Consider the following 17,678-nt stretch of genomic DNA (forward strand, 5'->3'; position numbering starts at 1 on the left):
GCTCACCAGGCCTCGGCGTACAGCGCGCGGAGCTCGTCGCGGTCGGCGGCGGGCGGCGTGTAGGCGAGGTCGGCGCGCTGCGCGGCGGCGTCGGCGATCGCGTCGAGCTCGGCCTCGTCGACGCCGAGGCGGCGGATGCCGTCCGCGCCGGCGCGCGCGGCCAGGCGGCGGGCGAGCGTCGTCAGCGTCCCGTCGGGATCGACGCGGCCCGGGAAGCGCCGCTCCAGCGCGCCGATCGCGACCGGCAGGACCGCGGCGTTGGCCTGGCCGTGCCCGGCGCCGCCGACGCGCACGAGCGTCTGGGACAGCACGTGGCTGAGCCCGTACTTGGTGGTGTCGATCGCGTAGCCCGACAGCAGCGCGGCATGGGCGAGCTGCGTGCGGCCGTTGTAGGACGGGTCCTCGCCGTCGACGAGCCAGGCGACGTCGATCAGCCGGATGGCCTCGCGCGCGGCGAGCGTCGGGACCGTCGAGGTGAAGATCGTGACCGGCGCCTCCACGGCGTGGGCCAGGGCGTTGGCCGACGACGCGGCGAGCTCGCCCGCGGGCTGCGAGGCGGAGATGTCGGGGTCGTTGATCACGATCGCGGGGCGGACGTTGCGCGCCTCGCGCTCCCGGCCCGCGGGGCGGCGGTGGACGATCGTCATCTCCGCCGCGCTGAGCGTCGTCGGGATCGCCGCGGCGCGCGCGCCCGCGCGGCAGCCCGCGAGCGCCTTGGCGACGTCGATCACGCGCCCGCCGCCGAGCGCGACGATCAGCGACGCGTCGCCGACCTCGGCGTCCAGGTCGGCCGCGAGCGCGTCGACGAGGCCGCTCGGGACGTGAAGCACGCGGTCGGCGCGCTGCACGACGTCGGGCGCCATCGGCGCGGCGCGCTCGGTCGTGAGCAAGGTGTAGGAGTCGCCCAGCAGCGCGGGGGCGTCGGCGATGACGCCACGGCCGAACCGGATCGTGCGCTCGCCGTCCTGCCAGGTGAAGTCCATGCCGGGCAGGCTATTGCCCCGGCGGGGCGGTCACGCCCTCGGGGTCGCCTCGCGGTCCGGGTTCCACGAGTAGGCGTACTCGGGCTTGTCGTTGTCACGCCACAGCGCCGCCAGCTTCAGCGGCTTGAAGGTGTCCCACATGACCGCGAGCTCGTTGGTCGAGGTGGCGCCGAGCGCCTTCTCGACCGTGCCCGGCTGCGGCCCGTGCGGCAGCCCGCTGGGGTGCAGCGTCAGGCAGCCGACCTCCACGCCCTTGCGCGCGGCGTAGTCGCCGTCGGCGTAGAACATGACCTCCTCGGACTGGATGTTCGAGTGGTGGTACGGGATCGGGACGGCCTGCGGGTCCCAGTCGAGCATCCGCGGCGCGAACGTGCAGATGACGAAGTTCAGGCCCTGGAACGTCTGGTGGGCGGGCGGCGGCAGGTGGAAGCGGCCGGCGCGCGGCTCGAAGTCGTCGGCGTTGAAGGTGTAGGGGAAGACGTAGCCGTCCCAGCCGACGACGTCGAACGGGTGGCGGTCCAGGAGGTAGGACTGGACGCCGCCGCGGACGCGGACGGTCAGCTCGAACTCGCCGGCCTCGTCGTGCGTCTCCATCTGCGCCGGGCCGTGGAAGTCGCGCTGCGAGTACGGCGCGTGCTCCAGGAGCTGGCCATAGCGGTTGCGGTAGCGGTTGGGCGTCTCGATCTCGCCCGGCGTGTGCATGCACACCCAGAACTGCTCGACGCCCGGGTCGGGCTCGAAGCGGTAGGTCGTCCCGCGCGGGATCACGAGGTAGTCGCGCTCGCGGAACGTGACCGGGCCGAAGACCGTGCGCAGCTTGCCGCTGCCGCGGTGGACGTAGATGACCTCGTCGCCCTCGCCGTTGCGGTGGAAGCGGGTCATCGCCTCGGTCGGCTTGGCGATCGAGACCTCGAGGTCGTCGTTGAACATCAGCAGCCGGCGGCCGCCGACGGGGTCGCCGCCGCTCGGCGCCCCGTTGGCGTCCGCCAGCCGGTGCACGTGCGCCTCGGGCACCCACTCCTCCCGGACCGTCGGCGTGAAGGCGCCGACCTCAGCGATCCGGCAGGGGGAATGCAGGTGGTACAGGATGGTCTCGTTGCCGCTGAAGCCCTCGTAGCCGAGGACCTCCTCCGTCAGGAGCCGGCGCGAGCCGTTCTGCCGCCACACCTGCGCGTGACGCTTGGGCGGGACCTCGCCGAGGCTGACGTAGCGCATGCCTCAGAGGTTCCCACGACGGTCCTGCTCGCGCTCGAGCGCCTCGAACAGGGCCTTGAAGTTGCCGTCGCCGAAGCCGCGGGCGCCGTGGCGCTCGATGACCTCGAAGAAGACCGTCGGCCGGTCGCCGACCGGCTTGGTGAAGATCTGCAGGAGGTAGCCCTCGTCGTCGCGGTCGACCAGGATGCCCTGCTTGCGCAGGTCGTCGAGCTGCGGGGCGACCTCGGGGACGCGGTCCGGGACCTCGTCGTAGTAGGCCTTGGGGATGTCGAGGAACTCGACGCCGCGCCGGCGCAGCTCGATCACGGTCGCGACGATGTCGCGCGTGGCGACCGCGAGGTGCTGGGCGCCCGGGCCCTCGTAGAACTCCAGGTACTCCTCGATCTGGGACTTGCGCTTGCCCTCGGCCGGCTCGTTGATCGGGAACTTCACGACGCCCTTGCCGTCGGCGACGACCTTCGACATCAAGGCGGAGTACTCGGTCGAGATGTCGTTGTCGGTGAAGTGGATCATCTCCTTCATGTTGAAGACGTCCTCGTAGAACTTCACCCACGGGTCCATGTGCTCGACGTTGCCCACGATGTGGTCGAGCGCGAGCAGCATGGGGTGGGCGGGATCGTCGTCTGGCGAGCCGTCGTCGCGGGCCTCGTAGCCCGGGAGGAAGGCGCCCTTGTAGTGCGAGCGGTCGACGAACGTGTGCAGCGTCTCGCCGTAGGTCTCGATCGTCGCGAGGCGGGCCGTGCCGTGCTCGTCGGTCGCGTCGTGGGGCTCGGCGACGCCGGTGGCGCCGCGCGTCGTCGCCTCGCGGTAGGCGTGGTCGACGTCGGGGACCGAGAGCGCGATCACCTTCACGCCGTCGCCGTGGCGGCGCTGGTGCTCGGCGATGGGCGAGTCGGAGTGCAGCGCGCCGGTGAGCACGAGCCGGATGCGGCCCTGCTGGACGACGTAGGACGCGCGGTCGCGCACGCCGGTCTCCAGCCCGCTGTAGGCCACGAGCCTGAAGCCATAGGCGCGCGTGTAGAAGTAGGCGGCCTGCTTGGCGTTCCCCACGAACAGCTCCACGTGGTCCACGCCGTTGAGCGGCATGTAGTCCTGGAGGCTCTTGTGGGCAGGAGTGGTCTCGACCGTGCTCATGACGAAATGATCTGCCTGTCGAGGGGGCATATCAATGCCGATCCGTTGCGTGTGGCGCCGTTAGGATGGGTCGATGGACGACATCGATCGCAAGATCGTTGCGCTGCTGCGCAGCAACGCCCGCCGCTCCTTCGGCGACATCGGCACGCACGTCGGCCTGAGCGCGCCGGCGGTCAAGCGCCGCGTCGACCGGCTGCAGGACGACGGCGTCATCAAGTCCTATGCCGCGGTCATCGATCCGGCCGCGATGGGCTGGCACACGCACGCGGTCGTGGCGCTCTACTGCGAGGGGCGCATGTCCGGCGGCGAGGTCCGGACGGCGATCGAGCCGCACCCCGAGGTCGAGGCCGCCTACACCGTGGCCGGCGAGGCCAGCGCGATCCTCCACGTCCGGGCGGCCGACACCCAGCACCTGGAGGAGGCGCTGGAGCGCCTGCGCGACACGCCCGGCGTGCGCCGGACCCACACGCAGGTCGTCCTGTCGACGCTGTTCGAGCGGCCGGTGGCGCTGTGACGACGCCGACGCGCCCGAAATCCCAGACCTTCGTATATCTACGCATGCCTGCGCGCGACGCGCCCCTCGAACGCCGATAGGGTCGCGCGCATGCCCGTCCGTCGCCGTGCCGCCGCCTTCGCCGTCCTCGCCACCACCGCGCTCACCCCGGTCGCGATCGCCCAGGCAGCGAAGGTCCCGACGATCGACGTGTGGTCGGGGAAGACCCACAAGAAGAGCGACATCACCACCATCTACAACGAGCGCGGCACCAAGGCCGTGCCCGTGTCGGTGACCGTCAACTGCGTGTCGACGACCGGCGCCAAGCAGCAGATCACGCTGAGCGCCACCGGCAAGCTCGCCAACGGCAAGGTCGACGTCACCAACAAGAAGGCCGACGGCGTCGGCGGCACGCTGACCGTCAAGGCGAAGCTGCCGACGACCCGCGCCGCGACCGGGACCGTCTCCTGGAAGCTGGCCGCGTCCAACGCGATCGCGGCGTGCGAGGGCAGCGACACCTTCAAGCTCAAGCACACGATCTCGCACGGCGGCTGAGCGCGGGGGCCGCCGCGGCCGCTAGCGCGGCTGCAGGATCAGGCAGGTCGAGGTCGCGTGGGCGATCTTCTTGCCGGTTGCCGCGTCGGTGATGGTGGCCTCGGCGAGCACGGCGGTGGAGCCGCGGTGGATCACGGTGCCGGCGGCGAGCAGCCGCGCGCCGCCGGCGAAGGAGGGGCGGAGGAAGTTCACCTTCAGCTCCAAGGTGGTGTACATGCCGCCGGCCGGGAGCGTGGTGTGGACCGCGCAGCCCATCGCGCTGTCCAGCAGCGTGGAGATGATCCCGCCGTGGACGGAGCCGAGCGGGTTCTGATGGGCCTCGAGCGGGTCCATCGAGAAGACGACGCTGCCCTCGTCGACGCGATCGATGCCGAAGCCGAGCAGGCGGGCGACGGGCGGCGCGGGCAGGTCGCCGTCCTTGATCGCGCGCATGAGCTCGATGCCGGTCAGCCGGGCCGCGGCGTCGACCATCGGCGCGGGGTCGTCCCACGCCACGCTGCGCATGCGCTCCGCGTCGACGGCGGTCATGCCCACGACTTGCGAGCGCTCTGCGCGAGTCAAGCCGCAACCTCCGGCGCCATCGACGCGATGGCCTCTTCGATCTCCTCGGTCACGGTCTCCTCCTTGTGCGACAGCGGCCCGACGGCCACGAACGACAGCGCCGACAGGGCACCGGCGCCGATCATCATCCACCAGGCGCCCTGGAACGCGTCGACGACGTCGGCCGGCGACGGCGTCCCGAGCACGGCCACCAGCAGCGCGACGCCGAGCGCGGAGCCGAACTGGCGCGACATCGTCAGGACGGCGCTGCCGGTGGCGAGGCGGTTGGGCTCCAGCTGCGCGGTCGCCGCCGCGGCCAGCGACGGGTTGACGAAGCCGACGCCCGCGCCGCCGATGATGATCCCGGGCAGGTAGTCGGCCGCGTAGTGGGGCTCGACGCCGAGGTGCGTGACCCACCAGACGCCGCCCAGGACGAAGAGCGTCGCGCCGATCGTCCCGACCAGGCGCGGCCCGATCCGGCCGCCGAGGATGCCGCCGGCGACGGCGAAGACCGCCGCGGTCGCCGGGCCGGGCGCGATCTTCAGGCCCGCCTGCAGCGCGGTGTCGCCCCAGACCTCGGTCAACCACAGCACCGACCCCAACAACATCGCGCTGAACCCGATGAAGAAGAACACGCCCGCGAGGTTGGACGCCGCGAAGGCGCGGACCTTGAGCATCGCCGGCTCGACGACCGGCACGGGATGGCGCGCGGAGCGGACCGCGAAGGCGACGAGCAGCACGGCGGCGACGGCGAAGAGCCCGACGACGCGCGGGTCGCTCCAGCCCCAGTCCGGCCCCTCGACGATCCCGGCGATGAGCGTCGCGACCGCGACGACCAGCAGTCCGGCGCCGACGAGGTCGGGCTGCGGCGCGCTCGACTCCTCGCGGATCTCGCGCAGCGTCCGCGCGCCCGCGACGATCGCGACGATGCCGACCGGCACGTTGACCAGGAAGACCCAGCGCCACGACAGCTCCACCAGCAGCCCGCCGAGCACCGGGCCGGCCGCCGCGGCGGTGCCGCCGACCGCCGCCCACAGGCCGATCGCCAGCCCGCGCTTCTCGGGCGGGAACTCGGGGAGCAGCAGGCCGAGCGAGGCCGGCGTCAGGATCGCGGCGCCCGCGGCCTGCACGGTCCGGGCCGCGACCAGGACGCCGACCGACGGCGCCGCGGCGCACGCCGCGCTCGCGACGGTGAACAGCGCCAGCCCGCCGAGGAACGCGCGCTTGCGGCCCGTGCGGTCCGCCCAGCGGCCGGCGGGCACGAGCAGCGCGGCGAAGACGATCGCGTACGCGTTGAGGATCCAGGAGAGCGAGGCCAGCGACGTGCCGGCGAAGTCCTGCTGGATGTCCGGGAACGCGATGTTGACGATGAAGAGGTCGAGGCTGGCGACGAAGACGCCGACCGACACGATCGCCGCGACGCGGGCGCGATGGCTCATGCCGGAGCACGGTAGCGGAGTCAGTTGCATCGTGCAACTGACTAGGCCGGCGCCTCCGTCTCCCGTCTGACGATCACCACGACCGACGCGATCACCAACGCCATCCCGGCGATCGTCGCGGCCATCACGTCCTCCGACAGGAACACCGCGCCGAGGACGACCGCGATCACCGGGTTGACGTAGGCGTAGGTCGAGACCTGCGAGATCGGCGCGTTGGCCAGCAGCCACGAGTAGCAGGAGAACGCCACGATCGAGCCGACGACTACCAGGTAGGCGAAGGCCAGGATCGACTTGGTGGAGAACGCGCCGACGTCCAGCTCGCCGCCCTCGCCGGCGATCAGCCCGCACACCACGAGCACGCCGCCGCCGATCAGCAGCGACCAGCCCGTCGAGACCAGCGGGTCGCGCGGCAGGTCCACGCGCGGGGAGATGAACGAGCCCAGCGCCCACGACAGCGAGGCGACGACGACCAGCAGGGTCATCCCCAGCGGCACGTCGTCGGGGCGCCCGCCCGGCAGCATCAGGATCCCGACGCCGACGAAGCCCAGCGCGACGCCGCCGAGCGTCATGCGGCCCACACGGTCGCCGGTCAGGCCGCGCAGCAGGACGATCAGCAGCGGCTCGGTCGCGATCAGCAGCGCCGCCAGGCCCGACGGCACGTCCTGCTCGGCGACCGTCACCAGCCCGTTGCCGCCCGCCGCCAGCAGCGAGCCGACGATGGCCGTCCACAGCAGCTGCGACCGGCTCACGCGCACGCGCGCGAGACCGCCGCGCCGTGCCGCCAAGAACACCAACATGGCGCCGCCGGCGAGCAGGAAGCGCACGCCGGCGCCCAGCGCCGGCGGAACGGTCTCGACCATCAGGCGGATCGCCAGGTAGGTCGAGCCCCAGATGAGGTAGATGGCGCCGAGCGCCACCCACACCCGCGTGACCTGAGGAGGGGACGCCTTGGGCGTGGGGGCGCTGCGGCTGGCCATCTGCCACCCGAGGCTAGCCGCGCGCTAGCGCGGGACGCCTGCGGGTGCTCACGCCCACGCGCCGGAGGATGTCCCGGCGGCCGAGGCTGCGTGCCGTGTCGGCGGCGTGCAGCCGGAGAAGGGCCACCAGGTCGGCGGTGGGCGAGAAGGGGTCGGCGATCGTCGCGCCGTCGTCGGTCGCGATGGCCGCCAGGAGGCGGCCGTCGCGCTCGGCGACGAGCATCGGCCCGCCGAGGGGGCGGCGGGAGTCGAGGCGTGCGAGACGTTCGAGCGTGGACGCGTCGTCGGGGTAGGCGGGGCGGATGACGACGGCGGCCAGGAGGGGGAGCTTCGGGGAGGGGGCGCTGCGAGACATGTCCACCATGATGGGGTTTGGAGGGGATTAGCTCAAATGACATTTGATGACCGACCGAGTAAGTTCTCCTTATGCTTGACGTTCGCCGCCTCAGGATCCTGCGGGAGGTGGCCGCCCAGGGGTCCTTCTCGGCCGCCGCCGACGCGTTGTCCTACACGCAGTCCGCGGTCTCGCAGCAGATCGCGGCGCTGGAGCGCGAGGCGGGCTCGCAGCTGGTCGAGCGCGCGGCGCGCGGCGTGACGCTCACCGACGCCGGCCGCGCGCTGGTGACGCACGCCGACGCGATCCTCGCCCGGCTGGCCGACGCCGAGGAGGAGCTGCACGCGATCGCGGGCCTGCGCGGAGGCCGGCTGCGGCTCGCCGCGTTCCCGAGCGCGTGCGCGACGCTGATGCCGCTGGCGGTGGCCCGCTTCCGCGAGCGCCATCCCGGCGTCGAGCTGACGCTCAGCCCGGCCGAGCCCGACGACGGCGTCCGGCTGCTGCGCGGCGGCGACTGCGACGTCGCGGTGTCGATCGAGGCGGAGTTCACCACGCGCAACGACGGCGAGCTGGACACCGTCGTGCTGCTCGACGATCCCATGTACATCATGTTGCCGCGCGACCATCCGATGGCCACCCGGGCGAGGATCAAGCTCACCGACCTCGTCGACGAGCCGTGGATGATCGGGACCGCCGGGACGTGCGCGGACACGAGCATCTTCCTGCGCGCCTGCACGGTCGCGGGCTTCGAGCCGAACATCGCCTTCAACCTGGACGACTACAACGCGATCCAGGGCTTCGTCGCCGCGGGGATGGGCGTGTCGTTCATCCCGGACCTCGCGCTGATCAACGTCCGCGACGACATCGTCGTGCGCTCGCTGGGCGGGCGGCCGCCGGTCCGGCGCATCGTGGCGCTGACGCTGGCCGACTCCTTCCGCTCGCCGGCCAAGCAGGCGATGCTCGACGTCCTGCTCGAGGTCTCGGCGGAGTTCGGGGCGCGGCGCACCGAGCTCGCGCTCGCGTCGTAGCGGACCGCCCGTGGACCTCCTGACCGTCGGGCACTCGTCGCACGCCGTCGACGCGTTCGCGGCGCTGCTGCGGGGCGCCGGCGTGCGACAGGTCGCCGACGTGCGCCGGTGGCCCCGGTCGCGGCGCCACCCGCACTTCGACGACGACGCGCTGGCGGTCGAGCTGGCGTCGCACGGGATCGCCTACGCGCACCTCGTGGAGCTCGGCGGGCACCGGGAGCGCGTGGCCGGTTCGGTCAACGACGGCTGGGACGTCGAGGCGTTCAACGGCTACGCCGACCACCTCGCGACCGAGGAGCTCGCGCGCGGCGTGACCAGGTTGACGGGGTTGGCCGGCGCGCGGCCGACCGCGGTCATGTGCGCCGAGGGCGACTGGCGCCGCTGCCACCGGCGGCTGCTTGCCGACGTCCTGGTCCTGCGCGGGGCGGCAAGCGTGCGGCACCTCGGCGTCGACGGGACGCTGGAGGCGCACGCGATCACCGAGTTCGCGGTGTTCGCCGCGGACGCGGGCCTGCCGCGCTATCCGGCGCAGCAGCTGGGCCTGGGGTTCTGACCGGCGCCGCTAGACGATCGGCGCCGTCAGCGCGCCGAGGCCCGGCGCCGCGATCGTCACCGTGTCGCCGGGCTGCAGCCAGCGCGCCGCGCCGCGCTCGGGCAGCTCCGCGTTGAGCTCCAGCAGGCAGCCGCGGGTCAGCGTGCCCGAGCCCAGGACGTCGCCCGGCTTCAGCTGCGTCTCCCGCGCGGCCTGCGCGACGATCTGCGGCCAGCTCCAGTGCATCGCGCCCGCCGCGCTGCGCGTCAGCTCCTCGCCGTTGACCGTCACGGTGGCCTCGAGCTGGAGGCGCCCGTCCTCGAGCGTCAGCTCGTCGGGCGTGACCAGCCACGGCCCGATCGACGTCGCGAAGTCCTTGCCCTTGGCCGGCCCGAGCCCGACGGTCATCTCGCGGCGCTGGATGTCGCGCGCGCTCCAGTCGTTGAAGAGCGTGAAGCCGGCGATCTCGCCGTCCTCGCCGATGACGGCGGCGATCTCGAGCTCGAAGTCCAGCCACTGGCAGTGCAGCGGGCGCTTGACCGGCTCACTCGGCCCGTGGATCGAGGCCGGGTTGGAGAAGTAGAAGACCGGCGCCTCGTACCAGGCCTCCGGGATCTCGCCTCCGCGCAGCCGCCAACCGGTCGCGACGTGGCCCTCGTAGGCGAAGAAGTCGCGCACGCTCGGCGGCGCGGCGATCGGGGCGAGCAGGAAGACGTCGGCCAGCGCGTGGTCGCGGCCGGCCGGCGCGTGGCCGTCGCCGCGCAGGTAGTCGAGCATCGTCGGGGCCGACAGCTCGACGACGCGGACGTCGTCCTCGGTGTCGCCGTCGAGCCGGCCGACGCGGGTGGAGCCGTGGGGATCGCGGAACGTCACGAGGCGCATGGGGGCGTTGAAGGTAGTGGCTGGGGAGCCTGCGCGTGTTTGGCGGCATGAAACCTGCAACCGGTGCGAAACCGACCAATCGTCCCCCAGCGATGGTGCGGGTTGCGATAGTTGTCGGAGCCGTGGGGGTGAGGAACATCGACATCGTGCGCCAGGCGTTCGCCGCGTTCGAGCAGCGCGATCCCGAGTTGCTGATCGCGATCGCGTCGCCGGACGTCGTCTTCGAGCCCGTGACCGCCCAGATCGCCGCGGGCGGCGAGGCCTATCGCGGCCACGACGGGCTGCGGCGCTACCTGGAGGACGTCGCGCGCGTGTGGCAGGAGCTGCGGCCGTCGCCGGACACGTTCTACGAGCGCGACGGCGGGATCGTCGTCGCGACCGGGCGCGTCTACGCGTGGGGCGCCGGCCGTGTGGTCGACGCCCCGGCCGGCTGGCTGTGGCGGATCGAGGGCGGCCTGCTCGTCTACGGCCGGATCTTCGAGACCGCGGCGGGCGCGCTGGCCGCCGCCGGGATCGAGGACGCGACGCAGGCCGGCGCGTCGCCCGCGTCTGATGAGTTGGTACAACCAACGTCGGTAACCCCAACCAACCTCCCCGAACCGAAGGACGACCGAGGAGGAGCGGGCGGCCTACCGCGCGCGTACCCGACGCCCGACACGCGCGGGTAGCGGCTCGGCGCCCTGGTCGGCCGGGTGCAGGTCCCAGGCCGGCGCGGCGGCGCGGCGCGCGGAGTCTTGACGGCCGTCGGCGACGAAGCGCTCGGCGGCCTCCGCGGAGGCGGCGCGGGCCATGGGCCGGATCGGCGCGAGCCTACCGGCGTTCGTCGCGCCCGCGTGCGGTGCATCGGGGCCGGTGGCGACGGTAGTCCGAGATGGCGTGTCTCCCGGCTGCCCGTACGCCACGGCGCCCAACCCGCGCTGCGTCATGATGGGATCTCCCTGCTGATCCATCGAGCAAAGGACCGAGAGCTTCATGGCCGATTACGCGGTTGTCGACCCGGCGACGGGCGAGACGATCAAGGAGTATCCGACGATCAGCGACGGCGATCTTGACGCGGCGATCGGCCGCGCCCACGCGGCGCACGAGGGCTGGGGCAAGGGCAGGACCGTCGCCGAGCGCGCGGCGCTGATCCGCAAGGTCGGCGAGCTGCACGACGAGCGCAAGCAGCAACTGGGCGAGATCATCTCGCGCGAGATGGGCAAGCCGATCGAGCAGGCCGTCGGCGAGGTCGAGTTCAGCGCGGCGATCTACGCGTACTACGCCGACAACGCCGAGTCGCTGCTGGCCGACGAGTCGATCGAGCTGCTCGAGGGCGAGGGCTCGGCGTTCATCCGCCGCAGCTCCATCGGCGTCCTGCTGGGCATCATGCCCTGGAACTACCCCTACTACCAGGTGGCGCGCTTCGCCGGCCCGAACCTCGTGATCGGCAACACGATCCTCCTCAAGCACGCGCCGCAGTGCCCGGAGTCCGCCGAGGCGATCGAGCAGATCTACCACGACGCGGGCGTCCCGGTCGACGCCTACGTCAACGTCTACGCCACCAACGACCAGATCTCGACGGTCATCGCCGACCCGCGCGTCCAGGGCGTGTCGCTGACCGGCTCCGGCCGCGCCGGCGCCGCGGTGGCCGAGCAGGCCGGCCGCCACCTCAAGAAGGTCGTGCTCGAGCTCGGCGGGTCGGACCCGTTCCTGGTCCTGGGCACCGACGACATGGACGCGCTGGTCGAGTCCGCGGTCGGCGGCCGGCTGGAGAACGGCGGCCAGGCGTGCAACGCCGCCAAGCGCTTCATCGTCGTCGACGAGCTCTACGACACGTTCCTGGAGAAGTTCACGGCCGCCCTGACCGCGGTCGAGCCCGGCGACCCCAAGGTCGAGGGCACGGCGCTCGGCCCGCTGTCCTCGTCCGGGGCGACCGACCGCCTGGAGGACCAGGTCAAGCGCGCGACCGACCAGGGCGCCAAGCTCGTGGCCGGCGGCGGCCGTGACGGCAACTTCTTCAAGACGACCGTCCTGACCGGCATCACGCCGGACAACGACGCCTACAAGGAGGAGTTCTTCGGCCCGGTGGCGTCGGTGTACAAGGTCGGCTCGGAGGACGAGGCGATCACGCTCGCCAACGACACCGAGTACGGCCTCGGCTCCTACGTGTTCACCAACGACTCCGACCAGGCGCTGCGCGTGGCCGACCGGATCGAGGCCGGCATGGTGTTCATCAACGCCGTCGGCGCCGAGGGCGTCGAGCTGCCCTTCGGCGGCGTGAAGTCCTCGGGCTTCGGCCGCGAGCTGGGCCGCTTCGGCGCGGACGAGTTCGTGAACAAGAAGCTCATCCGCGTCGCGGGGTAGCCGCTGCGCGGGACCGGACGGCGCGGCCGGCACGGGCCGCGCCGTCCGCGACGCTAGCGCTTGATCTTGCGGTCGTCGCGCAGCTCGGCCTGGAGCTCGTCCTCCGCGGGCAGGCCGGCTTCCAGCTCGCGGCCGCGCTCCAGCTCGGCGTTGAGCTCGGCGCCGAGGAGCACGGCGAGGTTGGCGATCCATAGCCAGACCAGGAAGGCGATGACCCCGCCGAGCGCGCCGTAGGTCTTGTTGTAGGAGCTGAAGCTCGCGACGTAGATCGCGAACAGGGCCGAGGCGATCAGCAGGATGACCAGCGCGACGACGCCGCCCACGGTGATCCACTTGAAGCCCGGCTGCTTGACGTTCGGCGCGGCGAAGTACAACACCGAGAACATCAGGCTGACGACCAGCGCGATGATCGGCCACTTGGCGATGTCCCAGGCGGTGACGGCGGCCGAGCCGGCGCCGACGACGTCGCCGAGCTGCTGGGCGATCGGCCCGGTGACGACGACGGCGATCGCGCACGCGGCGAGCAGGAAGATCATCGACGTGGTGACGATCAGCTGCATCGGACGCAGCTTCCAGAACGGCCGCCCTTCCGGCACTTCGTAGATCGCGTTGGAGGCGCGGGCGAAGGCGCCGACGTAGCCCGAGGCGCTCCAGATCGCCAGCGCGATGCCGCCGATGAACGCGACGCTCGCGCTGCCGCGGCCGCTGGCGACCTGCTTGACCGCGCCGGACAGGATGTCGTTCGCCGGGCCCGGGGTCAGCGTCGCGAGGTTGTCGAGGATCGGCTGGGTGGCCGACGGCCCGATCAGGCCGATGATCGAGATCAGCGCGATGATCGCCGGGAAGATCGCCAGCACGCCGTAGTAGGTCAGCGCGGCGGCCCAGTCGGTCAGGTTGTCGTGCTGGAACTCCTTGACGGTGCGCTTGAGCACCCCGAACCAGGAACGGCCGGAGAGGTCGGTGGGATCGTCGGGCGCGGACATGTCGTCGGCGTTCCCGGCACGCCGCCGAGATATACGGGGATCCGGCGAGGCCGCCTCACGCGTGACGGCGCCGGCCAGCGGGCAGCGCGAGGAGCGCGTCCGCGAACAAGCTGCCGGCCACCCCGTCGCGGATCCAGCCGCCGGCGCTGGCCGGCCGGATCGCCGGCGGGGCGTTCGCCGGACGCTGCGTGGCGGGCGTGCCGGGTGCCGCCGTGGGCGCGGCGGCCAGCACGGTGGCGTCCTACCGGGCGCGCGGCGCGCCGGTCGAGCGGACCGGGCTGCCGGATCCGGTGGTCGCCGTCGCCGAGGACGCGTTGACGATCGCGCTGGCGCTGGTCGGGAGCCACCCGCCGCGTCAGTCCGGGAACGCCCGGCTCAACGCCGCGATCGCCGGGTCGAGCGCCGCGCGCGTGCGGCGCTCGATCGTCCTCGCCGAGCGGCCCTCCACGAACGCGGTGATGATCGTGTCGTGGCGCAAAGCCAGCACGCCGGTGACCATCGCCGCCCAGGCCGGCGATCCCGACGCCGCGGCCAGCGGCGCGGTCCAGGAGTGCAGGATCGCCAGCCGCCGCGCGCTGAGCGTGGGCGACGCGCGCTCGCACGCCGCGAACGCGCGGATGCGGTCGTAAAGGTCGCCGCGCATCTGCGACCAGCGACACGGGCCCGCCAGGATCGGCCCGTCCAGGAACGGCGCGAGCGCACCGGTGGGAGAGACGCCCGCGGGCCGCGCGCGCACCGCGTCGACCAGGAACGCGAGCACCGCGTCCTCGGCGTCGAAGAACAGCTCCTCCTTGCTGCCGAAGTGGTTCCAGATGGTCTTGACCGAGACGTCGGCGGCGTCGGCGATGTCGGCCAGGCTGACGGCCTCGAAGCCGCGCGCCTCGAACAGCCGGGTGGCCGCGTCGGAGATCGCCTGACGGCGCTCGGCCTTGTGACGATCGCGGCGAGATTCCATCCTCGGGAAGATTACCACCGTGGTAATTCCGTGCTAGCGTCTCGCCGCATGAGCGCGGAGCAGGTCTGGTTCATCACGGGTGCGAGCAGCGGCTTCGGCCGCGCGATCGCCGAGGTCGCCGTTGCCCGCGGGCATCCCGTGATCGCGACCGCACGCGACGTGACGACGGTCGCCGACCTCGGCGCGCACGCGCTGGCGCTCGACGTGAGCGACCCGGCGTCGGTCGACGCCGCGGTCGCGCGCGCGGTCGCGCTGACCGGCGGCATCGACGTCCTCGTCAACAACGCGGGGTACGGCCTGCTCGGCGCGGTCGAGGACGTCGGCGACGCCGAGCTGCGCGCCGCCTACGAGACCAACCTGTTCGGCCCGATGCGGCTCGCGCGCGCGGTCCTCCCGGGCATGCGCCGCCGCGGCGGCGGGCGCATCGTGCAGATGTCGTCGGTCATCGGCGTCACCTCCGGCCTCGGCGGCTCGGCCTACGCCGGCCCCAAGGCGGCGCTCGCGGCGATGTCGGAGTCGCTGGCCGCGGAGGTCGCCGGCTGGGGCATCCGCGTGACGATCGTCGAGCCGGGCGCGTTCCGGACGGACTTCAGCGGCCGGTCGCTGCGCGTCGCGGAGATCAGCCCGCCCTACGCGGAGGTGGTCGGCCCGCCGAGCCGCGCGTTCCGCGACGGGCACGGGACGCAGGCCGGCGACCCGCGGCGCGGCGCCGAGGCGATCGTCGCCGCGGTCGCGCTCGACGACCCGCCGCTGCGGCTCCCGCTCGGCGACGACGCCTCCACATGGATCGCGGCCTACCTGCGCGACCGCCTCGACGCGCTGGAGGCCGCGCGCCCGCTGGGGGCGGACACGGCCTTCGCGTGACGGCGGTCGCCCTCAGGCGCTGACGCGGGCGGCGAGGAAGTCCTCCCACGTGCGGTGGCCGATGGTCTGGTCGTAGGCGAGGTTCTCGCCGGCCTTGTAGGCGCGGCCGGCCTTGCCGGGGAGGCCGATCGGCAGGATCGCGCGGTGCTTGCCGCGCGCACGGACGTAGCTGCGGATCAGGTCGCCCATCCCGTGCACCTCGGGTCCGGCGAGGTCCGGAACGGCGCCGGCCGGCGCGTCGAGGGTCAGGTGCACGAGCCGGGTCGCCACCTCGTCGGCGTCGACCGGCTGCCAGCGGATCGCCGACGGGACGGGCAGGACCGGCAGCTTCGTCATCTTCTCGGCGACCATCAGGACGAAGTCGTGGAACTGCGCGGCGCGCAGGATCGTGAACGGCAGCCCGGAGTCGCGGATCGCCTGCTCGGCGCCGAGCTTGGCCTTGAAGTAGCCCAGCGGAACGCGGTTGGCGCCGATGACCGAGATGTGCACCAGGTTGCTCGGGCCGCCGCCGAACCGGGTCGCGGCGCGCACGAGGTTGCGGGTCGCCTCGTCGTCGCCCTTGGGGCCGCCGGCGAGGTGCAGGATCGTGCCGGCGCGGTCGACCGCGGCGTCGATGCCATCGCCCTTCAGCAGGTCGCCGGTGACGTAGGTGACGCCGGGCTGCGGGTCGTGGCGGCGGCGGCTGAGCACGCGGACGTCGCAGCCGGCGTCGCGCAGCTTCGGGACGACGAGCCGGCCGAGGGTGCCGGTGCCGCCGGTGACGAGGACGGGAGAGGTCATGGTCATGCTGATCTGACCGGCCCGGCCGCGGCGGCGTGACCGGTCAGCGCCACGCCTCCGGCGGCAGCTCGACGTAGCTGGCCTGCCCGCGCCCGAACGACCAGTCCTCGCGCGTGTTCTCGATCAGGGCCACCGCGAGGTCCTCAGGGCGGAGGTCGGCGCGCTGCGCCAGCAGCTCGGCCAGGCCCTGGTAGAACGCCTGCTTGGCCTCGGTGGTCCGGCCGGCCGAGAGCGTGACACGGACGAGGACGAAGCGCTCGCTGCGCTCGATGTCGAGGTAGCTGGGATCGAAGCGCAAGGTGCGCGCATCGTGTTCGGTCAGGATCTGGAAGCGGTCGCGCTCGGGCACGCCGAGGTGCTCCACCAGCGCCTCGTGCACGGCGGTGAGGACCACTTCCGGATCGGTGCTGCCCTTGCGGAGGTCGACGGTGACGAGCGGCATGGGCCGCACGCTATGCGACCGCGTCAGCCGGTCGGCTTGAGCGTCCGCCGGTGGACCACGTAGGCCACCAGGCCGACCGGCAGCGGCAGCCAGTAGGACACCAACCGGTAGGCGAACGTCGCGAGCACGGCGTTGCCCGCCGACACGCCGGCGAGCGTGAGCATCGCGGTCAGGCCCGCCTCGACGAAGCCCAGGCCGCCGGGCGTGATCGGGATCTGCGCCAGCAGCTGCGCCGCGCAGAAGGCGAGCAGGACCAGCGCGGCGCGCGGGTGCGAGCCGACCGCGGCGAGCGCCGCGAGGAGGCTGCCGTAGTCGAAGGCCCAGCGGCCGGTCGTCGCCAGCAGCGCGCGCAGCCACTGCGGGCCGAGGGTGGTGAGGATGCGGTCGCGCTCGCGCAGCAGCCGGCTCGGGAGGCCGCGCAGTGGCTCGGCGTGCCGGCGCAGGCGGTTGCGGACGCGCTGGATGGCGCGGCCGACCCCGCGCAGCGGCGCGTCGTAGCGCAGGCACACCGCGCCGGCGACGGCCAGGACCGCGAAGGCGACGACGCCGACGACGGTCGCGTTCACGAGGTCGCGCGGCACGGCGCCGCGGATCAGCGCCGGGATGGCGAGCACCGGCATCGCGAGCACGAGGGCGAACGTGAGCAGGTTGGCGGCGGTGAGCCCGCCGACGACGGTCGTCCGCTCCAGGCCGGCGTCGACGAGCATCCGGTACTGCACCGCGGCGCCGACGGCCCCGCCGCCCGGGGCGATCTTCGACATGGCGTTGCCCGCCAGCTGCGAGGTGATCACCGGCGCCCAGCGCCGCGCCCGGATCGCCAGCCGCTGCAGCACCCAGAGCGAGCCGAGCGACAGCGCCTGGCAGGCGGCCATCACCAGCAGCCAGCCCACGCCGATCCGGGCGATGTCCTTCCAGGAGCTGAGGACGTCGAGCAGGCTCGGCGCGACGAGATAGAGCGAGATCGCGGTCAGCCCGAGCCAGATCGCCGTGCGCACGAGGTGCCGGCGCTCGGGCTCGCTGGTCTCCCCGCGCGCGATGTCGTCTTCGAGCTCGGTCCGCTGCTCGATCGCACGCTCGAGCCGGTCTCCGACGCTGGACACCGGGGCGGCCATGCGTCAGACGATCGCGGGCGGCGGGGTGAGCCGCCCTCCTCCGGCCGGGGTGAGCGCGCGTGGCCCGCATCTGCCTTGACAACGCCG

21 protein-coding genes are annotated in these 17,678 nt (G+C 72.9%); 7 read left to right on the top strand and 14 right to left on the bottom strand.

Features of this window, described 5'->3' with window-relative positions:
- Positions 1–2: 2 nt before the first annotated feature.
- Genes DSM104299_RS08670 through hppD form a run of 3 tightly spaced genes read right to left on the bottom strand, consistent with a single transcriptional unit; the run spans position 3 to position 3,332 of the window.
- Entirely contained in the window at positions 3–983 is a 981-nt protein-coding gene (locus DSM104299_RS08670; protein WP_272476898.1) for an iron-containing alcohol dehydrogenase, read from the bottom strand.
- 30 nt (positions 984–1,013) lie between these two features.
- Entirely contained in the window at positions 1,014–2,198 is a 1,185-nt protein-coding gene (locus tag DSM104299_RS08675; RefSeq protein WP_272476899.1) for a homogentisate 1,2-dioxygenase, read from the bottom strand.
- A gap of 3 nt (positions 2,199–2,201) precedes the next feature.
- On the bottom strand, positions 2,202–3,332 hold the full coding sequence (hppD, locus tag DSM104299_RS08680; RefSeq protein WP_272476900.1) for a 4-hydroxyphenylpyruvate dioxygenase: 1,131 nt from the start codon (positions 3,330–3,332) through the stop codon (positions 2,202–2,204).
- A gap of 73 nt (positions 3,333–3,405) precedes the next feature.
- Between hppD and DSM104299_RS08685 the strand changes: the two genes are divergently transcribed.
- Together DSM104299_RS08685 and DSM104299_RS08690 are read left to right on the top strand one after the other, a co-directional pair.
- Positions 3,406–3,846, top strand: a complete 441-nt coding sequence (locus DSM104299_RS08685; protein ID WP_272476901.1) for an Lrp/AsnC family transcriptional regulator — start codon at positions 3,406–3,408, stop codon at positions 3,844–3,846.
- 90 nt (positions 3,847–3,936) lie between these two features.
- Complete coding sequence (locus DSM104299_RS08690) at positions 3,937–4,380, top strand: hypothetical protein (RefSeq protein WP_272476902.1); 444 nt, start codon at positions 3,937–3,939, stop codon at positions 4,378–4,380.
- 21 nt (positions 4,381–4,401) lie between these two features.
- Here the strand turns inward: DSM104299_RS08690 and DSM104299_RS08695 are convergent, their stop codons facing one another.
- Genes DSM104299_RS08695 through DSM104299_RS08710 form a run of 4 tightly spaced genes read right to left on the bottom strand, consistent with a single transcriptional unit; the run spans position 4,402 to position 7,691 of the window.
- Positions 4,402–4,908 (bottom strand): PaaI family thioesterase, encoded by a 507-nt coding sequence (locus DSM104299_RS08695; RefSeq protein ID WP_272476903.1) that lies wholly within the window; start codon positions 4,906–4,908, stop codon positions 4,402–4,404.
- Between the two features lie 29 nt (positions 4,909–4,937).
- Positions 4,938–6,359: a DHA2 family efflux MFS transporter permease subunit gene (locus DSM104299_RS08700; protein WP_272476904.1), complete on the bottom strand. Its 1,422-nt coding sequence runs from the start codon at positions 6,357–6,359 to the stop codon at positions 4,938–4,940.
- A 41-nt stretch (positions 6,360–6,400) separates the two neighbouring features.
- Positions 6,401–7,336, bottom strand: coding sequence for an EamA family transporter (locus DSM104299_RS08705; protein ID WP_272476905.1), 936 nt, complete (start codon positions 7,334–7,336; stop codon positions 6,401–6,403).
- A gap of 13 nt (positions 7,337–7,349) precedes the next feature.
- The gene (locus DSM104299_RS08710) at positions 7,350–7,691 is read right to left on the bottom strand and encodes a hypothetical protein (protein ID WP_272476906.1); all 342 of its coding nucleotides are present in this window, start codon (positions 7,689–7,691) and stop codon (positions 7,350–7,352) included.
- 71 nt (positions 7,692–7,762) lie between these two features.
- Here DSM104299_RS08710 and DSM104299_RS08715 point away from each other — a divergent pair, with 71 nt between their 5' ends.
- Together DSM104299_RS08715 and DSM104299_RS08720 are read left to right on the top strand one after the other, a co-directional pair.
- Entirely contained in the window at positions 7,763–8,698 is a 936-nt protein-coding gene (locus DSM104299_RS08715; RefSeq protein ID WP_272476907.1) for a LysR family transcriptional regulator, read from the top strand.
- 10 nt (positions 8,699–8,708) lie between these two features.
- Complete coding sequence (locus tag DSM104299_RS08720) at positions 8,709–9,251, top strand: DUF488 domain-containing protein (RefSeq protein WP_272476908.1); 543 nt, start codon at positions 8,709–8,711, stop codon at positions 9,249–9,251.
- 9 nt (positions 9,252–9,260) lie between these two features.
- Here the strand turns inward: DSM104299_RS08720 and DSM104299_RS08725 are convergent, their stop codons facing one another.
- Positions 9,261–10,112: a fumarylacetoacetate hydrolase family protein gene (locus DSM104299_RS08725; RefSeq protein ID WP_272476909.1), complete on the bottom strand. Its 852-nt coding sequence runs from the start codon at positions 10,110–10,112 to the stop codon at positions 9,261–9,263.
- 128 nt (positions 10,113–10,240) lie between these two features.
- Between DSM104299_RS08725 and DSM104299_RS08730 the strand changes: the two genes are divergently transcribed.
- Entirely contained in the window at positions 10,241–10,780 is a 540-nt protein-coding gene (locus tag DSM104299_RS08730; RefSeq protein ID WP_272476910.1) for a nuclear transport factor 2 family protein, read from the top strand.
- A gap of 304 nt (positions 10,781–11,084) precedes the next feature.
- On the top strand, positions 11,085–12,455 hold the full coding sequence (locus tag DSM104299_RS08735; protein WP_272476911.1) for an NAD-dependent succinate-semialdehyde dehydrogenase: 1,371 nt from the start codon (positions 11,085–11,087) through the stop codon (positions 12,453–12,455).
- A 53-nt stretch (positions 12,456–12,508) separates the two neighbouring features.
- Here the strand turns inward: DSM104299_RS08735 and DSM104299_RS08740 are convergent, their stop codons facing one another.
- The 3 genes from DSM104299_RS08740 to DSM104299_RS08750 form a co-directional block, all read right to left on the bottom strand.
- Positions 12,509–13,438 carry a YihY/virulence factor BrkB family protein gene (locus tag DSM104299_RS08740; RefSeq protein WP_272476912.1) on the bottom strand — a complete coding sequence of 310 codons (930 nt, stop codon included), beginning with the start codon at positions 13,436–13,438 and terminating at the stop codon, positions 12,509–12,511.
- Between the two features lie 55 nt (positions 13,439–13,493).
- Entirely contained in the window at positions 13,494–13,670 is a 177-nt protein-coding gene (locus DSM104299_RS08745; protein ID WP_272476913.1) for a hypothetical protein, read from the bottom strand.
- 123 nt (positions 13,671–13,793) lie between these two features.
- A complete protein-coding gene (locus DSM104299_RS08750) occupies positions 13,794–14,393 on the bottom strand; it encodes a TetR/AcrR family transcriptional regulator (protein WP_272476914.1) in 600 nt (199 codons plus the stop codon).
- 48 nt (positions 14,394–14,441) lie between these two features.
- Between DSM104299_RS08750 and DSM104299_RS08755 the strand changes: the two genes are divergently transcribed.
- The gene (locus DSM104299_RS08755; protein WP_272476915.1) at positions 14,442–15,257 is read left to right on the top strand and encodes an SDR family NAD(P)-dependent oxidoreductase; all 816 of its coding nucleotides are present in this window, start codon (positions 14,442–14,444) and stop codon (positions 15,255–15,257) included.
- 12 nt (positions 15,258–15,269) lie between these two features.
- Here the strand turns inward: DSM104299_RS08755 and DSM104299_RS08760 are convergent, their stop codons facing one another.
- Genes DSM104299_RS08760 through DSM104299_RS08770 form a run of 3 tightly spaced genes read right to left on the bottom strand, consistent with a single transcriptional unit; the run spans position 15,270 to position 17,591 of the window.
- Positions 15,270–16,037: an SDR family oxidoreductase gene (locus tag DSM104299_RS08760; protein ID WP_272476916.1), complete on the bottom strand. Its 768-nt coding sequence runs from the start codon at positions 16,035–16,037 to the stop codon at positions 15,270–15,272.
- Between the two features lie 43 nt (positions 16,038–16,080).
- Positions 16,081–16,479 (bottom strand): tautomerase family protein, encoded by a 399-nt coding sequence (locus tag DSM104299_RS08765; RefSeq protein WP_272476917.1) that lies wholly within the window; start codon positions 16,477–16,479, stop codon positions 16,081–16,083.
- A gap of 23 nt (positions 16,480–16,502) precedes the next feature.
- Positions 16,503–17,591, bottom strand: a complete 1,089-nt coding sequence (locus DSM104299_RS08770; protein WP_272476918.1) for a lysylphosphatidylglycerol synthase transmembrane domain-containing protein — start codon at positions 17,589–17,591, stop codon at positions 16,503–16,505.
- Positions 17,592–17,678: the final 87 nt, after the last annotated feature.

It is taken from the genome of Baekduia alba (assembly GCF_028416635.1).
In the GTDB taxonomy this organism is placed as follows: domain Bacteria; phylum Actinomycetota; class Thermoleophilia; order Solirubrobacterales; family Solirubrobacteraceae; genus Baekduia; species Baekduia alba.

Coding starts and splice junctions, on each gene's coding strand:
- DSM104299_RS08670 (WP_272476898.1), bottom strand. CDS start 983: ATGGACTTCACCTGGCAGGACGGCGAGCGCACGATCCGGTTCGGCCGT.
- DSM104299_RS08675 (WP_272476899.1), bottom strand. CDS start 2,198: ATGCGCTACGTCAGCCTCGGCGAGGTCCCGCCCAAGCGTCACGCGCAG.
- hppD (WP_272476900.1), bottom strand. CDS start 3,332: ATGAGCACGGTCGAGACCACTCCTGCCCACAAGAGCCTCCAGGACTAC.
- DSM104299_RS08685 (WP_272476901.1), top strand. CDS start 3,406: ATGGACGACATCGATCGCAAGATCGTTGCGCTGCTGCGCAGCAACGCC.
- DSM104299_RS08690 (WP_272476902.1), top strand. CDS start 3,937: ATGCCCGTCCGTCGCCGTGCCGCCGCCTTCGCCGTCCTCGCCACCACC.
- DSM104299_RS08695 (WP_272476903.1), bottom strand. CDS start 4,908: ATGACCGCCGTCGACGCGGAGCGCATGCGCAGCGTGGCGTGGGACGAC.
- DSM104299_RS08700 (WP_272476904.1), bottom strand. CDS start 6,359: ATGAGCCATCGCGCCCGCGTCGCGGCGATCGTGTCGGTCGGCGTCTTC.
- DSM104299_RS08705 (WP_272476905.1), bottom strand. CDS start 7,336: ATGGCCAGCCGCAGCGCCCCCACGCCCAAGGCGTCCCCTCCTCAGGTC.
- DSM104299_RS08710 (WP_272476906.1), bottom strand. CDS start 7,691: ATGTCTCGCAGCGCCCCCTCCCCGAAGCTCCCCCTCCTGGCCGCCGTC.
- DSM104299_RS08715 (WP_272476907.1), top strand. CDS start 7,763: ATGCTTGACGTTCGCCGCCTCAGGATCCTGCGGGAGGTGGCCGCCCAG.
- DSM104299_RS08725 (WP_272476909.1), bottom strand. CDS start 10,112: ATGCGCCTCGTGACGTTCCGCGATCCCCACGGCTCCACCCGCGTCGGC.
- DSM104299_RS08735 (WP_272476911.1), top strand. CDS start 11,085: ATGGCCGATTACGCGGTTGTCGACCCGGCGACGGGCGAGACGATCAAG.
- DSM104299_RS08740 (WP_272476912.1), bottom strand. CDS start 13,438: ATGTCCGCGCCCGACGATCCCACCGACCTCTCCGGCCGTTCCTGGTTC.
- DSM104299_RS08750 (WP_272476914.1), bottom strand. CDS start 14,393: ATGGAATCTCGCCGCGATCGTCACAAGGCCGAGCGCCGTCAGGCGATC.
- DSM104299_RS08755 (WP_272476915.1), top strand. CDS start 14,442: ATGAGCGCGGAGCAGGTCTGGTTCATCACGGGTGCGAGCAGCGGCTTC.
- DSM104299_RS08760 (WP_272476916.1), bottom strand. CDS start 16,037: ATGACCTCTCCCGTCCTCGTCACCGGCGGCACCGGCACCCTCGGCCGG.
- DSM104299_RS08765 (WP_272476917.1), bottom strand. CDS start 16,479: ATGCCGCTCGTCACCGTCGACCTCCGCAAGGGCAGCACCGATCCGGAA.
- DSM104299_RS08770 (WP_272476918.1), bottom strand. CDS start 17,591: ATGGCCGCCCCGGTGTCCAGCGTCGGAGACCGGCTCGAGCGTGCGATC.